The 20,220-nt window shown below is 53.4% G+C and carries 15 protein-coding genes; 6 read left to right on the forward strand and 9 right to left on the reverse strand.

What is annotated here, in order from left to right; translation table 11 throughout:
* Window positions 1-123: 123 nt before the first annotated feature.
* Window positions 124-615, forward strand: a complete 492-nt coding sequence (locus LH23_RS10065) for a YajQ family cyclic di-GMP-binding protein (RefSeq protein WP_008454581.1) — start codon at window positions 124-126, stop codon at window positions 613-615.
* A 68-nt stretch (window positions 616-683) separates the two neighbouring features.
* On the opposite strand, the gene LH23_RS10070 is transcribed toward LH23_RS10065, so the two are convergent.
* The 6 genes from LH23_RS10070 to cyoA all read right to left on the reverse strand — a co-directional run bounded on the left by LH23_RS10070 (window position 684) and on the right by cyoA (window position 6,992).
* Window positions 684-2,045 (reverse strand): MFS transporter, encoded by a 1,362-nt coding sequence (locus LH23_RS10070; RefSeq protein ID WP_039290765.1) that lies wholly within the window; start codon window positions 2,043-2,045, stop codon window positions 684-686.
* Between the two features lie 147 nt (window positions 2,046-2,192).
* Complete coding sequence (gene cyoE / locus LH23_RS10075; RefSeq protein WP_008454592.1) at window positions 2,193-3,080, reverse strand: heme o synthase; 888 nt, start codon at window positions 3,078-3,080, stop codon at window positions 2,193-2,195.
* Between the two features lie 11 nt (window positions 3,081-3,091).
* On the reverse strand, window positions 3,092-3,421 hold the full coding sequence (locus LH23_RS10080; RefSeq protein ID WP_008454594.1) for a cytochrome o ubiquinol oxidase subunit IV: 330 nt from the start codon (window positions 3,419-3,421) through the stop codon (window positions 3,092-3,094).
* Window positions 3,421-4,029 carry a cytochrome o ubiquinol oxidase subunit III gene (locus LH23_RS10085; protein WP_008454595.1) on the reverse strand — a complete coding sequence of 203 codons (609 nt, stop codon included), beginning with the start codon at window positions 4,027-4,029 and terminating at the stop codon, window positions 3,421-3,423. The genes LH23_RS10080 and LH23_RS10085 overlap by 1 nt, the downstream gene beginning before the upstream one ends.
* The gene (gene cyoB / locus LH23_RS10090; RefSeq protein WP_039290766.1) at window positions 4,019-6,010 is read right to left on the reverse strand and encodes a cytochrome o ubiquinol oxidase subunit I; all 1,992 of its coding nucleotides are present in this window, start codon (window positions 6,008-6,010) and stop codon (window positions 4,019-4,021) included. Before cyoB ends, LH23_RS10085 begins: the two co-directional genes overlap by 11 nt.
* A gap of 19 nt (window positions 6,011-6,029) precedes the next feature.
* Window positions 6,030-6,992, reverse strand: a complete 963-nt coding sequence (gene cyoA / locus LH23_RS10095; protein ID WP_039290768.1) for a cytochrome o ubiquinol oxidase subunit II — start codon at window positions 6,990-6,992, stop codon at window positions 6,030-6,032.
* 541 nt (window positions 6,993-7,533) lie between these two features.
* Here cyoA and LH23_RS10100 point away from each other — a divergent pair.
* Both LH23_RS10100 and LH23_RS10105 read left to right on the forward strand, forming a co-directional pair.
* Window positions 7,534-9,234 carry a molecular chaperone HscC gene (locus LH23_RS10100; RefSeq protein ID WP_039290771.1) on the forward strand — a complete coding sequence of 567 codons (1,701 nt, stop codon included), beginning with the start codon at window positions 7,534-7,536 and terminating at the stop codon, window positions 9,232-9,234.
* A 2-nt stretch (window positions 9,235-9,236) separates the two neighbouring features.
* A complete protein-coding gene (locus LH23_RS10105; protein ID WP_039290773.1) occupies window positions 9,237-10,556 on the forward strand; it encodes a J domain-containing protein in 1,320 nt (439 codons plus the stop codon).
* Window positions 10,557-10,603: 47 nt separating this feature from the next.
* Here the strand turns inward: LH23_RS10105 and LH23_RS10110 are convergent, their stop codons facing one another.
* Window positions 10,604-12,115 (reverse strand): anion permease, encoded by a 1,512-nt coding sequence (locus tag LH23_RS10110; RefSeq protein WP_039290774.1) that lies wholly within the window; start codon window positions 12,113-12,115, stop codon window positions 10,604-10,606.
* 644 nt (window positions 12,116-12,759) lie between these two features.
* On the opposite strand from LH23_RS10110, the gene LH23_RS10120 reads away from it, so the two are divergent.
* Complete coding sequence (locus tag LH23_RS10120) at window positions 12,760-15,537, forward strand: flavocytochrome c (protein WP_039290779.1); 2,778 nt, start codon at window positions 12,760-12,762, stop codon at window positions 15,535-15,537.
* Between the two features lie 78 nt (window positions 15,538-15,615).
* Here the strand turns inward: LH23_RS10120 and ampG are convergent, their stop codons facing one another.
* Together ampG and LH23_RS10130 are read right to left on the reverse strand one after the other, a co-directional pair.
* Window positions 15,616-17,091 carry a muropeptide MFS transporter AmpG gene (gene ampG / locus LH23_RS10125; protein ID WP_039290780.1) on the reverse strand — a complete coding sequence of 492 codons (1,476 nt, stop codon included), beginning with the start codon at window positions 17,089-17,091 and terminating at the stop codon, window positions 15,616-15,618.
* 57 nt (window positions 17,092-17,148) lie between these two features.
* A complete protein-coding gene (locus tag LH23_RS10130; protein WP_039290781.1) occupies window positions 17,149-17,727 on the reverse strand; it encodes a lipoprotein in 579 nt (192 codons plus the stop codon).
* 305 nt (window positions 17,728-18,032) lie between these two features.
* On the opposite strand from LH23_RS10130, the gene bolA reads away from it, so the two are divergent.
* Together bolA and tig are read left to right on the forward strand one after the other, a co-directional pair.
* Window positions 18,033-18,350, forward strand: a complete 318-nt coding sequence (bolA, locus tag LH23_RS10135; RefSeq protein WP_008454607.1) for a transcriptional regulator BolA — start codon at window positions 18,033-18,035, stop codon at window positions 18,348-18,350.
* Window positions 18,351-18,698: 348 nt separating this feature from the next.
* Window positions 18,699-19,997 carry a trigger factor gene (tig, locus tag LH23_RS10140; RefSeq protein ID WP_039290784.1) on the forward strand — a complete coding sequence of 433 codons (1,299 nt, stop codon included), beginning with the start codon at window positions 18,699-18,701 and terminating at the stop codon, window positions 19,995-19,997.
* The last annotated feature ends 223 nt before the right edge of the window (window positions 19,998-20,220 follow it).

A 20,220-nucleotide genomic window follows, 5' to 3' on the forward strand; every position in this document is an offset into this window, starting at 1 on the left:
CACACTACGCGAATGCTAAACTTACTTTCTATTATAGCGTTATCGGCTTTCCGGCTCTTTAACAGGTTGTTTTGCGCAGCCCAGCGGGTATTATGCAACGCAAACCAGAGAGGGAGAAAACACATGCCATCTTTTGATATCGTTTCTGAAATCGACCTGCAGGAAGTGAACAACGCGGTAGAGAACGCCGAGCGCGAGCTGGCGACCCGTTTTGACTTCCGTAACGTACCGGCAAGCTTTGAGCTGAATGAAAAAAATCAGACCATCAAAGTTGCCAGCGAATCCGACTTCCAGGTAAATCAGTTGCTGGATATCCTGCGCGCTAAGCTGCTTAAGCGCGGCATCGAAGGCAGCTCTATTGATGTGCCTGAAGAGTTTGTTCACAGCGGCAAAACCTGGAGCGTGGAAGCTAAGCTGAAACAGGGTATTGAAGCAAGCGTTGCTAAGAAAATCATTAAGCTGATTAAAGACAGCAAGCTGAAGGTTCAGACCCAGATTCAGGGCGAAGAGATCCGCGTGACGGGTAAAGCTCGCGATGATTTACAGGCTGTAATGGCGCTGATTCGTGGCGGCAATCTGGGGCAACCGTTCCAGTTTAAGAATTTCCGCGACTGATCTATGCCCTTTCCTTAAAAAGAGAGGGGACGCTGCTTAATCCCTCACCGCATCAGGTGAGGGATGTTCTACCCTTTAACCACCTGCTCAATCTCATATCTGTTCGTCAGCTTGCTGTCGATTTTCACATACGCGCTGCGTTCTTCCGGAATGATGTTCGCTTCACTCACGCCCGGCTGAGCCAGTAGCCTTTCACGCAAATGCTCGTCGTTCGCGCTGCTTTCTGGCAGTTCAATACGCAGGCTGCTGACGTAAGGTGGCTCCTGCATTGTCCAACTGACGAACAGCCAGACCATCGCCAGCACCGCGCCTGCCAGGAAGACGGTTTGCGAATCAAACAGCCCGTTCAGCCAGCCGCCAAGCGACCCACCGATGGCCACGCCAATAAACTGGCTGGTGGAGTAGATGCCCATAGCGGTGCCTTTGTAGCCTGCTGGGGATTCTTTGCTGATAAGTGAAGGCAGAATCGCTTCCATCAGGTTAAAGGCGAGGAAGAAAAGCTGCACGCCAATCACCAGATCCCAGAAGTGTGGGCCCGCGCCCCAGAGCACGATCTCGGCAATCAAAAGCACCGCTACGCAGCCTACAAAGACGTGCTTCATGCGGCGTTTAACTTCGGCATAAATAATGAAAGGTACGACCGAAACAAACGAAATCAGCATGGTACAGAGATAGACTTTCCAGTGCTGAGCCGCCGGGAAGCCCGCTTGTTCAAGCTGGCCCGGCAGGGCGACAAAGGTGGACATCAGCATGATATGCAGACACATGATGCCGAAATTCAGCTTAAGCAGCTTCGGCTCCATCATCACTTTGCGGAAGCAGCCTTTGACCATCCCCGACTCGCGGTTAAGCACATGCGTTTTGGTATTAGGTACTACCCAAAGAGTGATCAGAATGCCGCAGGTGGCTAAGACGGCAATCATCCAGAACAGCGCCTGCAGGCCAAGTGCCTGAGTAATGATCGGGCCGAGCACCATCGCGATGGCGAAGGTTACCCCGAAACTGACGCCGATAAACGCCATCGCTTTCGTTCGGTTCTGTTCACGGGTTAGATCGGAGAGTAGCGCCATGACAGCGGCGGCGATTGCGCCAGAACCCTGCAGCGCACGGCCTAAAATGACGCCCCAAATGGAGTCGCTCAGAGCGGCAATCACGCTGCCGAGTACAAAGATGGCCAGCCCGCCAACGATAAGCGGCTTGCGGCCAATACGGTCAGAAAGCAGGCCGAAAGGGATCTGGAAGACAGCCTGCGCCAGGCCATAAATCCCGATTGCCAGGCCAATGAGCGCTTCGCTTGCGCCCTGCAGCGCCATACCCCAGGTGGTAAGAACCGGCAATACCATAAACATACCCAGCATACGCAGGGAAAATACAGTGCCTAAACCCCACGTCGCACGCAGCTCGACGGGCGTCATTTTGTAATCGTTCATTACCACCTCAGATAAAAAGTCGGCCTTAGTGTAGTGCGAGGGCAGGGGAGGGTAAATCGTTAGTTATTTAGCAGATATTACAGGGCAGGTGCTTTGATGATACTGATAAAAAAGGGCACCGAGGTGCCCTTTTATGCTTTTCGCGACTTACCAGACGTAAGTCAGCAGATTATGTGAGTCTGGCACCATAAAATCGACCGACATCATAACGCTCAGCGAGGTAATGGCCACGATAGAGAAGATGAACAGCTTGCGCGCCCAGACCTTATCGTCTTCCACTTTATAGCCCCGCAGCGCCATGCCCAGCCACCAGACGCTGACCGCCGCGGCGACGATCAGGTATTTGTATCCGGCATAGCCGCCAAGAGAAAGCATCAGCGTTGCCACCGCAAAAGCGATGATGTACAGCGTGATGTGGTTCTTGGCGACGGAAATGCCTTTTACCACCGGCAGAACCGGAATATTAGCGGCCTGGTAATCTTTAAAGCGGAAGATGGCAATCGCGTAGGAGTGCGGCATCTGCCACAGGCTAAAGATAGCCAGCAGGATAGCGGCGCCGGTGTCAAACTCGTTGGTCACGGCGCAGTAGCCGATAACCGGAGGAGCCGCACCGGACAGGCTGCCAATGAGCGTGCCGTAGACCGAGTGGCGTTTCATGTAGAGGCTATATACCCCGACATACACCACGAAGCCCATCACGGCCAGCCACATCGCCAGCGGATTAGCACCAAACCACAGCAGCATGAAGCCAGCAATACCCAACACGGTGGCGTACACCAGCGAAATTTTCGGTGAAATCAGGCCTTTAACCAGCACCCGATTTTTCGTTCTCTCCATCTTCTGGTCGATATCGCGGTCGATAAAGTTGTTGTAAACACAACCTGATGCGACCACCAGTGACACGCCAACCAGCGTATAGAGGAACAGTGGGTAATTAATGCTGCCCTTCGAGGCCAGTAAAAATCCCCCAATGACAGAAATTAAATTACCGAAAATAATTCCTGGTTTCGTTACTTGCAGGTATTGCTTAATCATACATGCCGCTCTTAGTGAACCATCATGTTCAGGTTGAGGTTCCACATAATCCAGATCGAGCCAATCACCAGAATGGCAATAATCAGCACCGTAAAGGCGAAGGCCACCAGGTTCCAGCGCTCACTCGAAGAGGTGTTCAGATGCAGGAAGCACACGAGGTGCACCAGAATCTGGACGACTGCAGTCACCAGGATCACGGCCAGCATAGTGCCGTGAGAGGCCGTGCCTTCCATTACAATCCAGAACGGGATAGCCGTCAGGATGATAGACAGGATAAAACCTGTCATGTAGGTCTTCACGCTACCGTGGTGGGCGCCGCTATGTTCAGTTGAATGACTCATTACATTGCCCCCATCAGATAGACTACAGAGAATACGCAGATCCAAACCACGTCAAGGAAGTGCCAGAACAGGCTCAGACACATCAGACGCGCACGGTTGGTGCTGGTCAGGCCGCGACGGGAAACATGAATCATCATGAATGCCATCCACACCAGACCGGAAGTTACGTGCAGACCGTGGGTACCGACCAGCGCGAAGAACGCTGACAGGAAGCCGCTGCGATCCGGGCCGAAGCCTTCTTTGATCAGGTGATGGAATTCATAGATTTCCATCCCAACGAAGCCTGCACCGCACAGGAAGGTCAGCGCCAGCCAGGAGATAACCTGGCTTTTGTTGCCTTTGTTCATGGCAATGATCGCCATGCCGTAGGTGATGGAGCTCACCAGCAGCAGGGCAGTTTCAACGGCCACGAACGGCAGTTCAAAGATGTCTTTCCCTGCCGGGCCACCTGCGGTGCCGTTCACCAGAACGGCATAGGTCGCGAACAAGCAACAGAACAGAATGCAGTCGCTCATCAGGTAGATCCAGAAACCAAAGACCTTATTGGTTCCCGCATCGTGGTGCCCGTGCTCCGCGGCGTGGGCGTTATTTACAGTCTCAGTTGCCATTTTTCAGCCCTGCTTTGGTGAGTTCTTCGAAATGCTGATTTTCCAGTTTTTCGACTTCAGCCACCGGAACATAGTAATCCACATCTTCGTCGAAGCTTTTCGCAATCCAGGTGATAACAATGCCGGCAAAGCCAACAATCGCCAGCCACCAGATGTGCCAGATCATGGCAAAGCCAAACACGGTGCTGAATGCAGCGATGATGATACCGGCTGCGCTGTTGCGCGGCATATGAATCTCTTCATAGTGCGCAGGCTGCTTGTACGCTTCACCTTTCTCTTTCATCTCCCAGAATGCATCACGCTCGTGAACGTGCGGCAGGTGGGCGAAGTTATAGAACGGAGGTGGGGAAGAAGTTGCCCACTCCAGCGTACGACCGCCCCATGGGTCACCGGTCAGATCGCGGTTCTGCTCGCGGTCACGGATAGAAACGTAGAACTGAATCAGCTGGCACAGAATGCCCAGAGCGATCAGCGCCGCACCACAGGCTGCAACAACCAGCAGGGTGTGGAACTGTGGATCGATCTGCTGGCTCAGACGACGGGTCATGCCCATGAAGCCCAGCACGTACAGCGGCATAAATGCCACGAAGAAACCGATAATCCAGAACCAGAAGGCGCGTTTGCCCCAGGTTTCGTTCAGCGTGAAGCCGAACGCTTTTGGCCACCAGTAGGTCAGACCTGCGAAGCAACCGAAGACCACGCCGCCGATGATAACGTTGTGGAAGTGTGCAATCAGGAACAGGCTGTTGTGCAGCACGAAGTCCGCGCCCGGTACCGCCAGCAGAACACCGGTCATCCCACCGATAGAGAAGGTGACGATAAAGCCAATGGTCCACAGCATCGCGGAGTTAAAGACGATACGGCCCTGATACATGGTGAACAGCCAGTTGAAGATCTTCACCCCGGTCGGGATGGCGATAATCATAGTGGCAATACCGAAGAAGGCGTTTACGTTCGCCCCGCTGCCCATGGTGAAGAAGTGGTGCAGCCAAACGATGAACGACAGAACGGTAATCGCGATGGTCGCCCACACCAGAGAGGTGTAACCGAACAGACGCTTTTTAGAGAAGGTTGCAACCACCTCAGAGAACACACCAAACACCGGCAGCACCAGGATATAAACTTCCGGGTGGCCCCATGCCCAGATGAGGTTGATGTACATCATCATGTTGCCACCCATATCGTTGGTAAAGAAATGGGTGCCAAGGTAGCGGTCAAGGGTCAGCAGCGCGACGGTCACGGTGAAGATTGGGAACGCGGCGATAATCAGTACGTTAGTACACAGCGAAGCCCAGGTAAACACCGGCATTTTGAACATAGTCATACCTGGGGTACGCATGTTCAGAATGGTCACGAAGAAGTTAATACCGGTCAGTGTCGTACCGATACCGGATAGCTGGAGACTCCAGATCCAGTAATCGACCCCGACGCCCGGACTGTACTCAATCCCCGATAGCGGAGGATAAGCCACCCAGCCGGTCTGAGCGAATTCGCCCACCCCAAGGGAGATGTTAACCAGCACCACGCCGACAACGGTGAACCAGAAGCTCAGGTTGTTCAGGAACGGGAAGGCAACGTCACGCGCGCCAATCTGTAAAGGCACAACGATGTTCATCAGGCCGATAACAAAAGGCATCGCCACGAAGAAGATCATGATAACGCCGTGGGCGGTAAAGATCTGATCGTAGTGGTGAGGCGGCAGGAAGCCTGCTTCGCCGGCCGAGGCCAGCACCTGCTGGCTACGCATCATTACTGCATCGGCAAAGCCGCGCAGCAGCATGACGATAGCAAGAATAACGTACATCACGCCGAGGCGTTTGTGGTCAACGGAGGTTAGCCACTCTTTCCATAAATATTCCCACTTACCGAAGTAAGTGATAGCCGCAAGCAGCGCCAGTCCCCCGACGATGATTGCCGCAACCGTAACCATGACAATTGGCTCATGGTACGGGATTGCATCCAGTGTAAGTTTTCCGAACATCGTATTATTCCTCGGCCCCTTAGTGAGAGGTTTCCGCGTGACTCATGTCCATGCCTTCCATACCTTCCATGCCTTTCATATCGTCATGGGAAGCCTGTTCACCTTCCGGCTTGGCCATGTGCATGCTCCCGTGTCCCATAAATTTGTTAATAACGTCTTTAAACAAATCAGGTTTAACACTGGAGAAGTATTCGACTTTGTTGTATTCGCTTGGCGCGGCCAGTTTCTCGTAGGTCGCCATATCGTTCATGACTTCTGGAGACTGTTTCGCTTTAGCCACCCATTGGTTAAAGGTGTCCATGTCCGGCGTGGCGATAGCCTTGAACTTCATGCCGGAGAAACCTTTACCGCTGTAGTTTGACGAAATACCGTCGTAGGTGCCGGCTTCATCTGCAATCAGGTGCAGTTTGGTCTGCATACCTGCCATTGCGTAGATTTGGCTACCCAGGCGCGGAATAAAGAAGGAGTTCATCACCGAGTTAGAGGTGATTTTGAATTCCACTGGGGTATTGGCCGGGAAGGCGATTTCATTCACCGTAGCGATACCCTGCTCCGGATAGATGAAGAACCATTTCCAGTCCATAGCGATAACTTCGATGGTCACCGGCTTCGCTTCATGTTCCAGCGGGCGGCTAGGTTCAAGCGAGTGGGTGGTTTTCCAGGTCAGTACCGCGAGGAAGATAACGATAAGGATAGGAATCGTCCAGACTACAGCTTCCACTTTGTTCGAGTGCGACCAGTTAGGGCTGTATTTGGCGTCCTTGTTAGATGCCCGATATTTCCAGGCAAAACCGATAGCCATTGCAATTGCAGGGATAACGACAATCAACATCAGGCCGATGGCCGTCAGTATCAGTGAACGTTGTTCCAGTCCGATCTGTCCTTTGGGATCCAGGAGTGCAGAATCACAGCCACTGAGTAAAAAAGCGCCTGCGATTAATGACAACCATCCCAAACTTTTATTGTATTTCCTGAGTCTCATTTAACGACCTCAATTCCAGGGAGCTCTATTGTCGTTTAAAGTGTGCCGGCATTTTACGGGAAGGTTACATTACTGTAAACATGAATGGCTCAGTGTCAGTAGGGTGTTACCGGGTTCTGCCGACGATGTCACACAGAATGCAACAAACTGTAAAATCTAGCGTTGGTGCGCGGGGCCGTAGGTTATAACGAAAACCTATGTTGGCGGAAATAGTCCGGGAAAATGAGTATAACCAGTCAAATTAAAATACATTTAATTAACAATGCGGCAGCATTTGTCACATGTTTCCAACAAATATTAATTTCGCACCGGGCTGAATCGTTAAGGATAATCTTTTAATGCTTATTGAACAAAGTAATTAAAGAAAACTGTATTTAATTACGATAAATAGTCCTCGGTGGTAACACTTAACGACCTGGGTAATTAATAGACAATAAAAGTAACTGCCCGGTATTAATTACTTCATCTTAATGAAAAACATTGATGCATTCGGCGGGTTTAAACCCGTTGAATATCCATCACACTTCTCAGGGATAAGGCAATGACAGGACACACATCACCCATTATTGGCATCGATCTCGGCACGTCCAATAGCGCCGTGGCCTGGTTTAGTGACGCGGGAGCTGAGTTAATCCTGGGCCGTAACGGTGAGCGTTTAACGCCTTCCGTGGTCGGGCTGGATGACGAAGGGCACCTGCTGGTTGGCGAGGCAGCAAAGGCCCGACTGGTTAGCCATCCTCATCTAACGGTCGCCAGTTTCAAGCGCTATATGGGTACCGATAAAGTTTTCACCCTGGGCCAGCAGTCATTTCGTGCTGAAGAGCTTTCCGCGTTAGTGCTGAGAAAATTAAAAGCGGATGCCGAAGTCGCGCTTGGCTGCAGCGTCACGCGCGCGGCCATTACCGTGCCGGCTTATTTCAACGATACCCAACGCAAAGCGGTGAAAGCCGCAGGGCAGCTGGCCGGGCTGGAGGTTGAGCGTCTTCTTAATGAGCCCACGGCAGCTGCGCTGGCCTACGGGCTTGCCGACAGCCGTGAGCAGAAATTTCTGGTCTTCGACTTAGGCGGTGGGACGTTTGATGTCTCTATCGTCGATATGTTCGAAGGGGTGATTGAAGTCCGGGCCAGCAGCGGTGATGCCTGGCTGGGCGGCGATGATTTTACCGAGGCCCTGCGTCAGTGGATGCTGAGCCATTATTCTCAACTCACGCTTGATGATCCAGCGTTTGCCGCAGAACTGACCCGCCAGGCCGAATCGCTAAAACAACAGCTCAGCAGTCAGGAAAAAGCCACTGCGAAGCTGGAGTACGGCAGTGAGGCATATGAATGGGAGCTGACCGAAGAGGCCTTCCAGATGTGCTGCAGTGCGCTGCTATCCCGGCTGAAAAAACCAGTGGTTCAGGCGTTACAGGATGCACAGTTTGACGTTGCGCAACTCGATCACGTTATTCTGGTTGGCGGCGCAACGAGAATGCCGCTGGTTCGCCAACTGGTGACCCGTATGTTTGGGCGCTTCCCGCGCAACGAACTGAATCCTGACGAAGTGGTGGCGCTCGGCGCTGGCGTTCAGGCCGGGCTTATCGCGGAAGATAAAGCGCTGGACGATGTGGTGCTCACCGATGTGATGCCTTATTCACTGGGGATCGAAGTCGCCCGCAGTCATGGGGACAAAATAGAAGCAGGTTTTTTCTCGCCGCTGATTGAACGCAACGCCTTCGTACCGGTTAGTGTGATGCAGACTTTCAGCACCGTAAATGATAACCAGCGGAAGATCGATATTGAGGTCTACCAGGGGGAGTCGCGCAAAGTGAGCGACAACCTGTTGCTGGATAGCATGTCGATAAATATCCCGGCCCGTAAAGCGGGTGAGGTTAGCGTGGATGTGCGTTTCACCTATACCCTCGACGGCATTCTGGAAGTGGAATGTAAGGTAAGCGGCGAGCAAACCGCGTCGACAATGGTGATTGAAAAAGCGCCGGGAACCCTCAGTGCTGAAGATATTGCAAACCGCTTAAAACAGCTGGACGCCCTCAAACAGCATCCCAGGGATGTGCCAGAAAATCGCCAGCTGGCTGCCGAAGCGGCAAAACGCTATGAGCAAACCTTGGGTGAAAGACGCCAGATTATCGATCATTACGCTACGCAGTTTGAACAGGCGCTGGATCGCCAGGACCTGCGTGTTATTGCTGCCGCGCGGGATGAACTGCGCCGGGTGTTAGACCAGCTTAACGACGGACTGTAAACATGGCGACAATATGGGATGTGCTGGGCATTGAGCCTACAACTGATGAAAGCGAAATCCGCCGGGCTTATGCCCGCGAGTTAAAGTTGCGGCGTCCGGACAAAGATCCGAAGGGCTTTCAGGCGTTGCGCGAGGCGTTTGATAGCGCCAAACGCTATGCCAGTTCGGCGGTCATTCTGAACGACGAAGATGAGAGTCTCCCGGATAAACCCGAGCCTACGCCTATGGTGGATTATGTTCGACAACTGATGCAGGAGCAGACACCTCAGCCACAAACACTCTGGAGCAAAAATGAACTCTGGGAACAGGCGCAGTCAATTTCGACCTTGTTAATCAAGGATGAGCTTGAGGGACTGGGGGCACTGCACCGTTACCTTGATAATGAAATCCCCGATGCGCTTGAAGCCAGACATGCGTTTAGCCTGATGCTCGCTGAAGCGCTAAGCGAGCAGAAGTGGCTCAACCGCAGCCTGTTAAATGAAGTTTCAGCGGTGATGGACTGGCAAATTGACAGCTATCGCTCATCTCAGCTACCCGACTGGCTAATGCATGCCCTCGAGCAGCAGATTGACATAACGAATCGGGAAAACTACTGGCAGTATCTGGCTCGGCAATATGGCGGCAGTCGTTATGGGCAGTTGAAATGGCGCTTGCTGACGGAAAAGGGGATGGTGATTTCATGGTGGGTGAGGCTGATACCCGATCTGCTGTCGCAACTTGCGAAGCAAGTAGGGGAGTTACGCCAGCAGTCGCCCGCATTGTTGGAGCGCCTTAATCCTTCACTCCTTGATGTGCTGCAAAAACCAACCCTGGCACTAAGCTGGGGAGCCATCATCGCCGTACTTTTCTGGGGATACACAGCCTGGTTAGTGGGCCATGAGTCACCGAAAGCCGCGCTTCAGTCTGGCGTCATGCTGGGCGTCGTGGCGACTTTTCTCTGGGGATATCCATTTCTTGAGCGTCGGTTTGAACCCGGAGGAGCGGCAAGCAAATGCGTGCATACTTTTTTCTGGCTGGCGTCGGGACTGCTTCTTGCGATAGCGTTTTATAGCGTCTGGCGTGGGGCGAGCGCATGGCAGGGCAAAGATGCTATAACGATGCGGGCGCTGGTTATCCTGCTCTTCCTTGTTATCCCGGTAGGATGGGCGCTTTGGCAAAGGCGTGGCGATTGGCGTAACTTGCCTATCAGGATTGTGGTTGTTGTCCTGATGTTCCCGGTTTTATTTATTCGCCAGCTTCCTCCCCTGGTGAATCTATTGGGCATGATGTTGCTGCCCATGCTTTACGGCATCATTATCCAAATGGTCTACTTCATAAAATAAAAAAGCCCCCGGTTTATGCCGGGGGCTTTCGCATCAAACGTTGTGCATCAGAACATCAGTACCATCCACGGGTAGCTGATAAGCATCAATGAACAAAGGAAGATGGCGCCAAAAATGGTACCCATTCGCCAGTAATCTTTGGTTGGCAGGTAGCCGCTGCCGTAGTAAATCGGGCTTGGGCCAGTGCCGTACGGGGTGATGATCCCCATCACGCCGAGCGAGGTCACCATCATCAGGCAGAAGACCGGCATATTAATACCCGGAATGGATGCGGCGATGGTCAGTGTGGCCGGCAGCAGGGCGGTGGTGTGCGCCGTGGTGCTGGCAAACAGATAGTGCAGCAGGTAGAACGCCACCAGCAGCATCACCGCCGACACCTGCGGGTCGAAGCCGTGCAGCAGCGCGGCACCTTCTTTACCCAGCCAGGCAATAAAGCCCACGCGCGCCAGGCCATCGGCCAGCGCCACCAGGGTGGCAAACCAGGCGAAGGTATTCCAGGCTGGTTTATTGCTGATGATATCGTTCCAGTTCAGAACCCCGGTCCACAGCATCAACACGATAACCAGCAGGGCGGCCATCGCAGGTTCAATCCACGCCGCGGCAAAAATCCACATCAACAGGGCGCTACACACGAACAGCAGCAGCAGGATTTCGTTGCGCGACAGTTTGCCCAGCTTTTCCAGCTCTGCGGCGGCCCATTTCGGCACTTCGTCATTCACCTTCACTTCCGGCGGATAGAACCAGTAGGCCAGCAGCGGCATGGTCAGGATCAACAGCACGCCCAGCGGCAGGAAGGCAAGGAACCACATGCCCCAGGAGATCTCAAAGCCGATGATGCTTTTCACCAGCGCCAGCGCCAGCAGGTTTGGTGCCAGTGCGGAGAGGAACATCGAGCTGGTGATACAGGCGGCGCTGATCGCCACCCACATCAGGTAAGAGCCAATTCTGCGCGAGCTTGGGTCATTGGGCAGAGAGCCATACAGCGGCGGCAGGTTAGCAATAATCGGGTAAATGGTGCCCCCGCTGCGCGCTGTGTTAGACGGAGTGAACGGGGCGAGCAGCAGGTCGGCGAAGGTGATCGCGTAGCCCAGCGTCAGGCTGCGTCGACCCAGGTACTTCACCAGAATCAGCGCCAGACGGCGGCCAAACTGCGTTTTGTCGTAGCCGGCGGCAAACATAAAGGCGCCGAAGATCAGCCACACGGTGGAGTTGCTAAAGCCGCTGACCGCCCACTGGAAGGACTGGCTCGCCAGCTTAAATTTAGGATCTGCCAGCTCGGCCGGGCTAAACAATAGCCACTGGCTGAACAGCGCGATAACCACGATGCCCGTCAGCCCGATAACGGCCCCTGGTAAGGGTTCGAAGATCAGCCCGACAATCACGCCGACGAAGATGGCGAAGAAGTGCCATGCGTAGGGCTCTAATCCGGCCGGAACCGGAAGCAGTAATATAATGATGCTGATAAGGATAGGTAAAAATAGCAATATCAAGCGCTTTTTATTCCCCGCATCCGGGGGCGATGCTTTCGCTGTCGCGCTTATTGGTGAGGTGTTAGTCATAGCCTGTGCCTTAAAGTTATCATGATGAATTCGATTAATATTCCCTGCAAAACCTGTTTCCCGACTTTTATTTCCACCTCATCTTTTATAGGCAGAATTTTATGCATTCATGATAGTTTTTTTAACCGGTGCAAATCTGACCGCTCATCGCACCCGCTCCCTGTCTCCCTTTAACCTCATATTTATTGAGTGATAAGCGATTGTTTCTTGAATCCTTCATCATACTGAAACAATGGGAGATTATCCCTTTTTTTGCGCTCCTGCTGGCCGTGCCAGGTATTTGATTTTGGTTTCTGAATAGCAAAAAGCCAACGATTTTATTTAGCTGTAAAATTCGCTTCATTTATATCCATAGTCTTTAGGTGGTTAAAGATCAAATCGTAACCTGATGTAAATAAGCCGCTTCGCTGATTGCCACCGACTATTCAGTAGAAGCAAAGTGATATAAAACCTTTTGTTATTTATGGTTATTATTTGTATTTGCTTTTTTTAAGGCGTTGACTAACATTCGAAAAATATATTCCGCAAAATTGCCGTTTCTGTTCCCTAATTCAAATTACGTTACTCCTGATAATTGTGTTGCCTGCCGGGGCTATTCATTGAGTGCCGGACAATGTCGACCTCACCTGCTGGAATGATAAAGAATGAACTCCAAAACTCCGATCCTGAAGCCACTCACCTTGCCCAACGGCGCGGTGCTAAAAAACCGCCTGATCATGGCGCCGATGACCACCTGTACCGGTTTTTACGACGGTAGCGTGCCGAGCGATTTGGTTGAGTATTACCGCGAACGCGCCGGCACGATCGGCACCGTTATCGTCGAATGCTGCTTTATCGATCCTAAAGGTCCGGCTTTCCCTGGCGCGCTGGCTATCGACAGTGACAACAAAATTCCTGGCCTCGCGCGCATTGCCAGCGCGATTAAATCCCGTGGCTCTAAAGCAATCCTCCAGATTTATCACGGTGGCCGAATGGTTGAGCCGGAGCTGATTGGCGGCAAGAAGCCCGTCGCGCCAAGCGCCATTGCCGCGCCGCGTGAAGGGGCCACCACGCCAGAAGCCCTGACAGCCGAAGAAGTGGAGGTGATGATCACCAAGTTTGGCGATGCCGTTAACCGTGCCATCAAAGCTGGTTTCGACGGCGTGGAGATTCATGGCGCAAACACTTACCTGATCCAGCAGTTCTATTCACCAAACTCCAACCAGCGTGACGATAAGTGGGGCGGTAGCCGCGACAACCGGGCTCGCTTCCCGCTGGAAGTGCTGGAAATCACCCACAAAATGGCCAGCCGCTTCGCCGATGCTTCCTTTATTATCGGCTACCGTTTCTCGCCGGAAGAGATTGAGGTGCCGGGCATTCGCTTTGACGACACCATGTACCTGCTGGAAAAGCTGGCGGAAAGGGGCGTGGATTACCTTCACTTCTCCGTGGGTTATTTCAAGCGTGCTTCGATCGTCGATACCAAAGACCCGACCATGCTGATCAACAAGTATCTGGCAATGCGCTCTGAAACGCTGGCGAAAGTGCCGGTTATCGGGGTAGGCGGAGTTGTTAACCGCCGCGATGCCGAAGAAGCGCTGGGCCTGGGTTACGACCTGATTGCCGTCGGTAAAGCCTGTATTGCTTATCCGGACTGGGCCGATCGCGTACTGAAAAATGAAACTCTCGATCTGTTCATCGACAGCACCAAGCGCGAAGAGCTGCTGATCCCCGAGCCGCTGTGGCGCTTCTCGTTGGTCGATGCCATGATCCGCGACACCAGTACGTCTGGCCGCAAATACAAAGCCGGGGTCTTCCAGGAGAAAGTGGAGGCCGAGGCGCTCAAACTCAAAATCAGCGTTACGCTCGACACGGACCGTATCACCGACATTACTCTGGTGCAGGACGATTCGGTGGATGTCGACTTCACCCCAAGTTTCGAAATTTTGCGCTCGCGTATGCTGGTGGCCAACAGCCCGTATGTTGATGCGGTGACCGGGGCAACGGCGCAAAGTGAGGCCCTGAAGAAAGCGGTCTCCCGCGCGATGACCACGTCTAGTAAAGAACACGTTATTGAAGAAGGCGGCAATCCGGATGCGCCTCAAAGCTACGACGTGGCGGTAATCGGCAGCGGGGGCGCTGGTCTGGCGGCGGCTATTCGTGCTTCTGACGCCGGTGCCCGCGTGGTGATCATCGAGAAGATGCCAACCATCGGCGGGAACACCATCAAAGCCTCCGTGGGCATGAACGCCGCGGAAACGCGTTTCCAGGCGATGAAGGGCATTAAAGACAGCAAAGAGCTGTTCTACGATGAGACGCTGAAAGGCGGTAAATTCAGAAACAATACCGAACTTCTGAAAGAGTTCGTTGAGCGCGCGCCGGGTGCCATTGACTGGCTGGCAAGTCTGGACATCGTCCTGAACGATATAACCATCACCGGCGGGATGAGCATTGACCGTACGCACCGCCCGGCAGACCGCTCGGCTGTCGGTGGCTTCCTGATAAGCGGCCTGGTCAACAACGTCAACCAGCGCAGCATCGACGTTCTGCTGGATACCACCGTGGAAGAGATCCTGCATGAAAACGGCGTGGTAACTGGAGTTAAGGTTGCTAACGAATATAACGAGCACCATATTCTGCTGGCGAAAAGCGTGGTGGTAGCCACCGGTGGCTTCAGCGCCAACCGTAAAATGGTGGTTCACTACCGCCCGGAACTGAAAGGTTTTGTGACCACCAACCATAAAGGGGCGACCGGGAGCGGTATTGCTCTGCTGGAGAAAATCGGCGCTGGCACGGTAGACATGGATCAGATCCAGATCCACCCGACCGTGGAGCAAACCACCTCTTATCTGATCTCCGAGTCCATTCGCGGCGGCGGGGCTATCCTGGTCAGTCAGGAAGGGCAGCGCTTCTTCAATGAGCTGGAAACCCGTGACAAGGTTTCCGCAGAGATTATCGCCCTGCCGGAAAAAAGTGCCTGGATCCTGTTTGATGAGCAGGTACGGCAGAACAACAAAGCGGCGGATGAATACATTGCCCGTGGGTTTGTGATCAGCGCCCCAACGGCGGAAGAGCTGGCGGTGAAGCTGAATATGGATGCGCACGCGCTGCAGCAAACGCTGGACCGCTACAACGGCTTTGTGAAGCAGAAAAAGGACGAGGACTTTGGGCGTACCACCGGGATGCGTTTCCCGCTGGACACCGGGCCATACTATGCGATCCGCATTGCGCCGGGGGTTCACCACACGATGGGCGGTGTCACTATTAACACCAGCGCAGAAGTAGTGACTGAGCAGCATCAGGTGATTCAGGGCGTCTGGGCTGCGGGTGAAGTGGTGGGCGGCATTCACGGTGCCAACCGTATCGGCGGCAACGCCGTCGCCGATATCATCATCTTCGGTACGCTCGCCGGGCAAAACGCAGCGGCACACGCGCTGGCTTAAGGCGATAAAAAAGCCGGCAGGAATAACCTTGCCGGCTCTCTCAGGCCGGGCGGTCATCCGCCCGGTTTTTTATTCTTATCAGATAAGTGCTGTTTTGCGCAGGGCGAGGAAGTCCAGCAGGCCACCAAACAGAATCCCGCCGATGGCAAACAAAGCGCCCCATTCCAGCAGCTGTAACCCAAACGTCCATTCGGTCAGCCCCAGCGCATTGCAGATAATCACCAGCAGCCACGCCGCCAGCAGCAGGCAGCCAAAGCCCAGTATACGCAGCGCCAGGCGGTAAGCCGGGGCAAATTCGCTACGTGACATGAAGGTTTCGTTTTGCTGGGTGAATTCCAGAGTGCGCTTACAGACTAGCAATAACAGGATCCCCGGTACTGCTGCGACGACAGAGAACAGGTAGAACGTCGGCCAGCCGTGGGCTTCCACGAACCAGCCCGCAATCGGGCCGACATACACGCGGCCCACGGCGGAAAGCGCGGAAAGCAGCGCGAACTGGGTGGCTGAAAATGACTTATTGCACAGCGTCATCAGCAGCGCCACGAAGGCCGCAGTGCCCATGCCGCCGCAGAGGTTCTCGAAGAACACCGCGCTCGCCATGGTCATCATGTCTTTATCCGTTACCGACAGCAGCCAGTAGCCGGCATTGGACACGCCCTGCAAAATGCCGAAGATCAGCAAGGCGCGGAACAGCGTCAGCTTTTGCATCAGCATCCCGCCAAGTAGCGCACCGAAAATAGTGGCGCACAGCCCCAAAGTTTTATTCACCACGCCGACTTCACCGGCATCAAAGCCAACGCCGCGGATCAGGAACGTGGTGGTCAGGCTCATGGCAAAGGCATCACCCAGCTTATAAAGCACAATCAGCAGTAAAATTAGCCAGGCATTGTTGCGGCCAAAGAAGTCACGCAGCGGCTCAACGACGGCGCGCTCCAGGCTTTTAGGGACGGGAACTGCATCGGTAGGCTCTGGCGCTAACAGCGTAGCGATAATACAGGGCACGAGCAGGGCAGCCATCAGCCAGTAAGTAGCCTGCCAGCCCAAATAGCGGTCCGCCAGCCAGAGCGCAAGGCCGCCGGAAACCAGCATTGCCAGGCGATATCCCAGCACGCTGATGGCGGCACCGGTCCCGCGCTCCTCGGCAGACAGAACGTCGGTTTTCCAGGCATCAAAAACAATGTCCTGAGAGGCAGAACAGAAGGCGATAATCACCGCCAGGGCAGCCATCCAGCGCAGCTGCGAGGAGGGTTCAAGGAATCCCATGGCGGCAATTGCCACCAACAACAGAATTTGCGTAATCAATAGCCAGCCACGACGACGCCCAAGCAGTGGCGGGGTGTAGCGGTCCATTACCGGCGACCAAAGAAACTTAAAGACGTAGGCCTGGCCCACAAGCGAGAAGAAACCGATGGTTTTCAGGTCGATGTTTTCGACGGTCATCCAGGCCTGAAGCGTCCCTGAAGTCAGGGCTAAAGGCAGGCCGGAGGCAAAGCCCAGAATCAGCAAAATGGCTGATTTCGGCTGCTGAAAGATGCGCAGATAATGATTGGACATAGGGGAATTGTACAAACTCTGTTGTTGGCCCGCGTGAGCAGGCCAACGGGGTAAAAATTAACGAGCGTTCTGCTTAATGAAGTCGTGAACGCTGGTGTCCTGAGCCATATCCGCAATGGTATCGGTCAGCACGGAGTTAACCGCGGCAGCGATATTTTTATTGGTGGCCTGGAACGCACCTTCAACGTTATAGCTGGAGCGGTAGTTCTTGGTCATCTTGTTACCGTTCTTCGCGGTAGCAATGATGGAGATATCCGCTTTGGTCGCGATGTTGTAGCGCACGTTACCCTGGGAAACGTCGGCATACAGTTGGTTAACGATGATCTGCAGGTCAACCGGACTGTTTGGCCCGATCATATAGCCGCGAGCGGTCATCTGCTTCTCCAGCACTTCCTGCAGCAGGAAGCGCAGATCGCGGGATGGCGTCAGCGTGACGAGCTGATTGTCGCGGGTCACTTTCGCCAGCGCCTGGCTGGTACGCTGATCGGCACCGTTGATGCTTAGCGTAACGCCCATCAGGCTTGGATCCTGTTGTGGCAGGGTGATCTTTGGCGACACTTCAATGGTGGTTGGCGGTGTTGCGCAGCTGGCCAGCATAAACATGGCAACCAGCGGGAAAAGTAATTTTTTTAACATGTTCGCTTTCTCAATGTACTCAAAGGGCAGGCTGATAAAAAATCACGCCATCATAACACTGCGGTCGTGCAGGGGAAGTGCTTAACGCACGGAATTTCATCGCGTTGCCATTTTTCCGGGCTTCAGCAAAACCTTCTGACACTTTTCATTCGGTTTAGTGCCTTAACCCTATGAACGTTCTGATAACCGGGTGAAGAATGGCCCACGAAAGTTAAATTTTTGTTGTGTTCAAAGCAAAATCTGGCTAAAAGCGGCTAACATTTAAAGGGATGAGTGGCATCTCTACGTTGTCGAGGAGAAAGTTCATGCTGATACGCGAGCAGATAGAAGAGAAGTTAAAAGCCGCCTTTACCCCCGCGTACCTGGAAGTCGTGGATGAAAGCTATCGTCACAATGTCCCGGCGGGTTCCGAAAGCCATTTCAAGGTCGTGCTGGTTAGCGATCGTTTTACCGGCGAACGCTTTTTAAACCGCCATCGCATGATTTATGGCACATTAAGCGAGGAACTGGCAGGCCCGGTACACGCGCTGGCGCTGCATACTTACACCGTCAAAGAGTGGGAAGGACTGCAGGATACCGTGTTCGCCTCCCCGAACTGCCGTGGCGCGGGCAGCATTGCCTGATTAACCGCTAAGCGTTTGCAACTAAGGGAACTTTTCCGTTATGTTGCGGTATGTATACTGCGTTTCCAAAAACGGCCTGCGGGCCGTTTTGTTTTGTCTGCCTCTTTAAGGGCGCTGGCAAAAAAGAATAAATGACAAAGAAGTGTGAAAAAGGCCGCAGCCGAGCGCTATTGCCGTTCTCGACTCACCCCAGCGATGCCGCTATAATGCTGCGTCTTATTTTTTGAATGTCTTCGGGATGATTCTGACGACAGGGAATGTGTTTCTGATTCAGAGAACATCCTGGTTCTGTGAAGCCAACAGGGCTTCCAGAGTTGACCGAGCACTGTGATTTTTTGAGGTAACAAGATGCAAGTTTCAGTTGAAACCACTCAGGGCCTTGGCCGCCGTCTCACGCTTACCATCGCTGCAGACAGCATCGAAACCGCTGTAAAAAGCGAGCTGGTCAACGTGGCTAAAAAAGTACGTATCGACGGCTTCCGTAAGGGTAAAGTGCCGATGACCGTAGTTGCTCAGCGTTATGGCGCATCTGTACGCCAGGACGTGCTGGGTGAACTGATGAGCCGCAACTTTATTGATGCGATCATCAAAGAGAAGATCAATCCGGCTGGCGCACCTAACTATGTGCCGGGCGAATACAAACTGGGCGAAGACTTCACCTACGCGGTAGAGTTCGAAGTGTACCCAGAAGTTGAGCTGCAGGGTCTGGAAGCCATCGAAGTTGAAAAACCGGTTGTTGAAGTGACCGACGAAGACGTTGATGCGATGCTGGACACCCTGCGCAAGCAGCAGGCAACCTGGAAAGACAGCGACGCTGCAGCGACCGCAGAAGATCGCGTTACCATCGATTTCACCGGTTCCGTTGACGGCGAAGTGTTCGAAGGCGGCAAAGCCTCTGACTTCGTGCTGGCAATGGGTCAGGGCCGTATGATCCCTGGCTTCGAAGACGGTATCGTTGGCCACAAAGCGGGCGAAGAGTTCACTATCGAAGTGACCTTCCCGGAAGAATATCACGCTGAAAACCTGAAAGGGAAAGCGGCGAAGTTCGACATCGTGCTGAAGAAAGTTGAAGCACGTGAGCTGCCAGAATTCACCGAAGAGTTCATCAAGCGTTTCGGCGTGGAAGATGGTTCCGTGGCTGGTCTGCGTACCGAAGTGCGTAAAAACATGGATCGCGAACTGAAAGGCGCCGTGCGTAACCGCATCAAATCTCAGGCAATCGACGGTCTGGTTAACGCCAACAACATCGACGTGCCAGCTGCGCTGATCGACGGCGAAATCGACGTTCTGCGTCGTCAGGCTGCACAGCGTTTCGGTGGCAACGAGAAACAGGCTCTGGAACTGCCACGTGAACTGTTCGAAGAGCAGGCTAAACGTCGCGTAGTTGTTGGTCTGCTGCTGGGCGAAGTGATTCGTACCCACGAGCTGAAAGCTGACGAAGAGCGTGTGAAAGGTCTGATCGAAGAAATGGCTTCTGCCTACGAAGATCCGACTGAAGTCATCGAGTTCTACGGTAAAAACAAAGAGCTGATGGACAACATGCGCAACGTTGCGCTGGAAGAACAGGCTGTTGAAGCTGTTCTGGCTAAAGCGAAAGTGTCCGAAAAAGCGACCACTTTCAGCGAGCTGATGAACCAGCAGGCATAAGTGCTTTTTGGCTAATTAGCCAAAAACTGCAGCATCAGGCCCGTCACCTTTTGGTGGCGGGCTTTTTTTATTGCTAAATCACACGATAAGCCATCAATAAATCCCCATTTCAGGGTTAGCGTAACAACAAAAGGTTGTTATGCTTGAAACAGGGCAAATCATCCCCATTATTCGGGTGAGGTTCCATTAACAATCCCTGACTGACTCCGTCCAGAATCGGCGC

It is taken from the genome of Cedecea neteri, assembly GCF_000758305.1.
Taxonomy (GTDB): Bacteria; Pseudomonadota; Gammaproteobacteria; order Enterobacterales; family Enterobacteriaceae; genus Cedecea; species Cedecea neteri_C.

Excerpts from the sequence above, each read along its gene's own strand:
- LH23_RS10065 (WP_008454581.1), top strand. The coding sequence starts at position 124 with ATGCCATCTTTTGATATCGTTTCTGAAATCGACCTGCAGGAAGTGAAC.
- LH23_RS10070 (WP_039290765.1), bottom strand. The coding sequence starts at position 2,045 with ATGAACGATTACAAAATGACGCCCGTCGAGCTGCGTGCGACGTGGGGT.
- cyoE (WP_008454592.1), bottom strand. The coding sequence starts at position 3,080 with ATGATTAAGCAATACCTGCAAGTAACGAAACCAGGAATTATTTTCGGT.
- LH23_RS10080 (WP_008454594.1), bottom strand. The coding sequence starts at position 3,421 with ATGAGTCATTCAACTGAACATAGCGGCGCCCACCACGGTAGCGTGAAG.
- LH23_RS10085 (WP_008454595.1), bottom strand. The coding sequence starts at position 4,029 with ATGGCAACTGAGACTGTAAATAACGCCCACGCCGCGGAGCACGGGCAC.
- cyoB (WP_039290766.1), bottom strand. The coding sequence starts at position 6,010 with ATGTTCGGAAAACTTACACTGGATGCAATCCCGTACCATGAGCCAATT.
- cyoA (WP_039290768.1), bottom strand. The coding sequence starts at position 6,992 with ATGAGACTCAGGAAATACAATAAAAGTTTGGGATGGTTGTCATTAATC.
- LH23_RS10100 (WP_039290771.1), top strand. The coding sequence starts at position 7,534 with ATGACAGGACACACATCACCCATTATTGGCATCGATCTCGGCACGTCC.
- LH23_RS10105 (WP_039290773.1), top strand. The coding sequence starts at position 9,237 with ATGGCGACAATATGGGATGTGCTGGGCATTGAGCCTACAACTGATGAA.
- LH23_RS10110 (WP_039290774.1), bottom strand. The coding sequence starts at position 12,115 with ATGACTAACACCTCACCAATAAGCGCGACAGCGAAAGCATCGCCCCCG.
- LH23_RS10120 (WP_039290779.1), top strand. The coding sequence starts at position 12,760 with ATGAACTCCAAAACTCCGATCCTGAAGCCACTCACCTTGCCCAACGGC.
- ampG (WP_039290780.1), bottom strand. The coding sequence starts at position 17,091 with ATGTCCAATCATTATCTGCGCATCTTTCAGCAGCCGAAATCAGCCATT.
- LH23_RS10130 (WP_039290781.1), bottom strand. The coding sequence starts at position 17,727 with ATGTTAAAAAAATTACTTTTCCCGCTGGTTGCCATGTTTATGCTGGCC.
- bolA (WP_008454607.1), top strand. The coding sequence starts at position 18,033 with ATGCTGATACGCGAGCAGATAGAAGAGAAGTTAAAAGCCGCCTTTACC.
- tig (WP_039290784.1), top strand. The coding sequence starts at position 18,699 with ATGCAAGTTTCAGTTGAAACCACTCAGGGCCTTGGCCGCCGTCTCACG.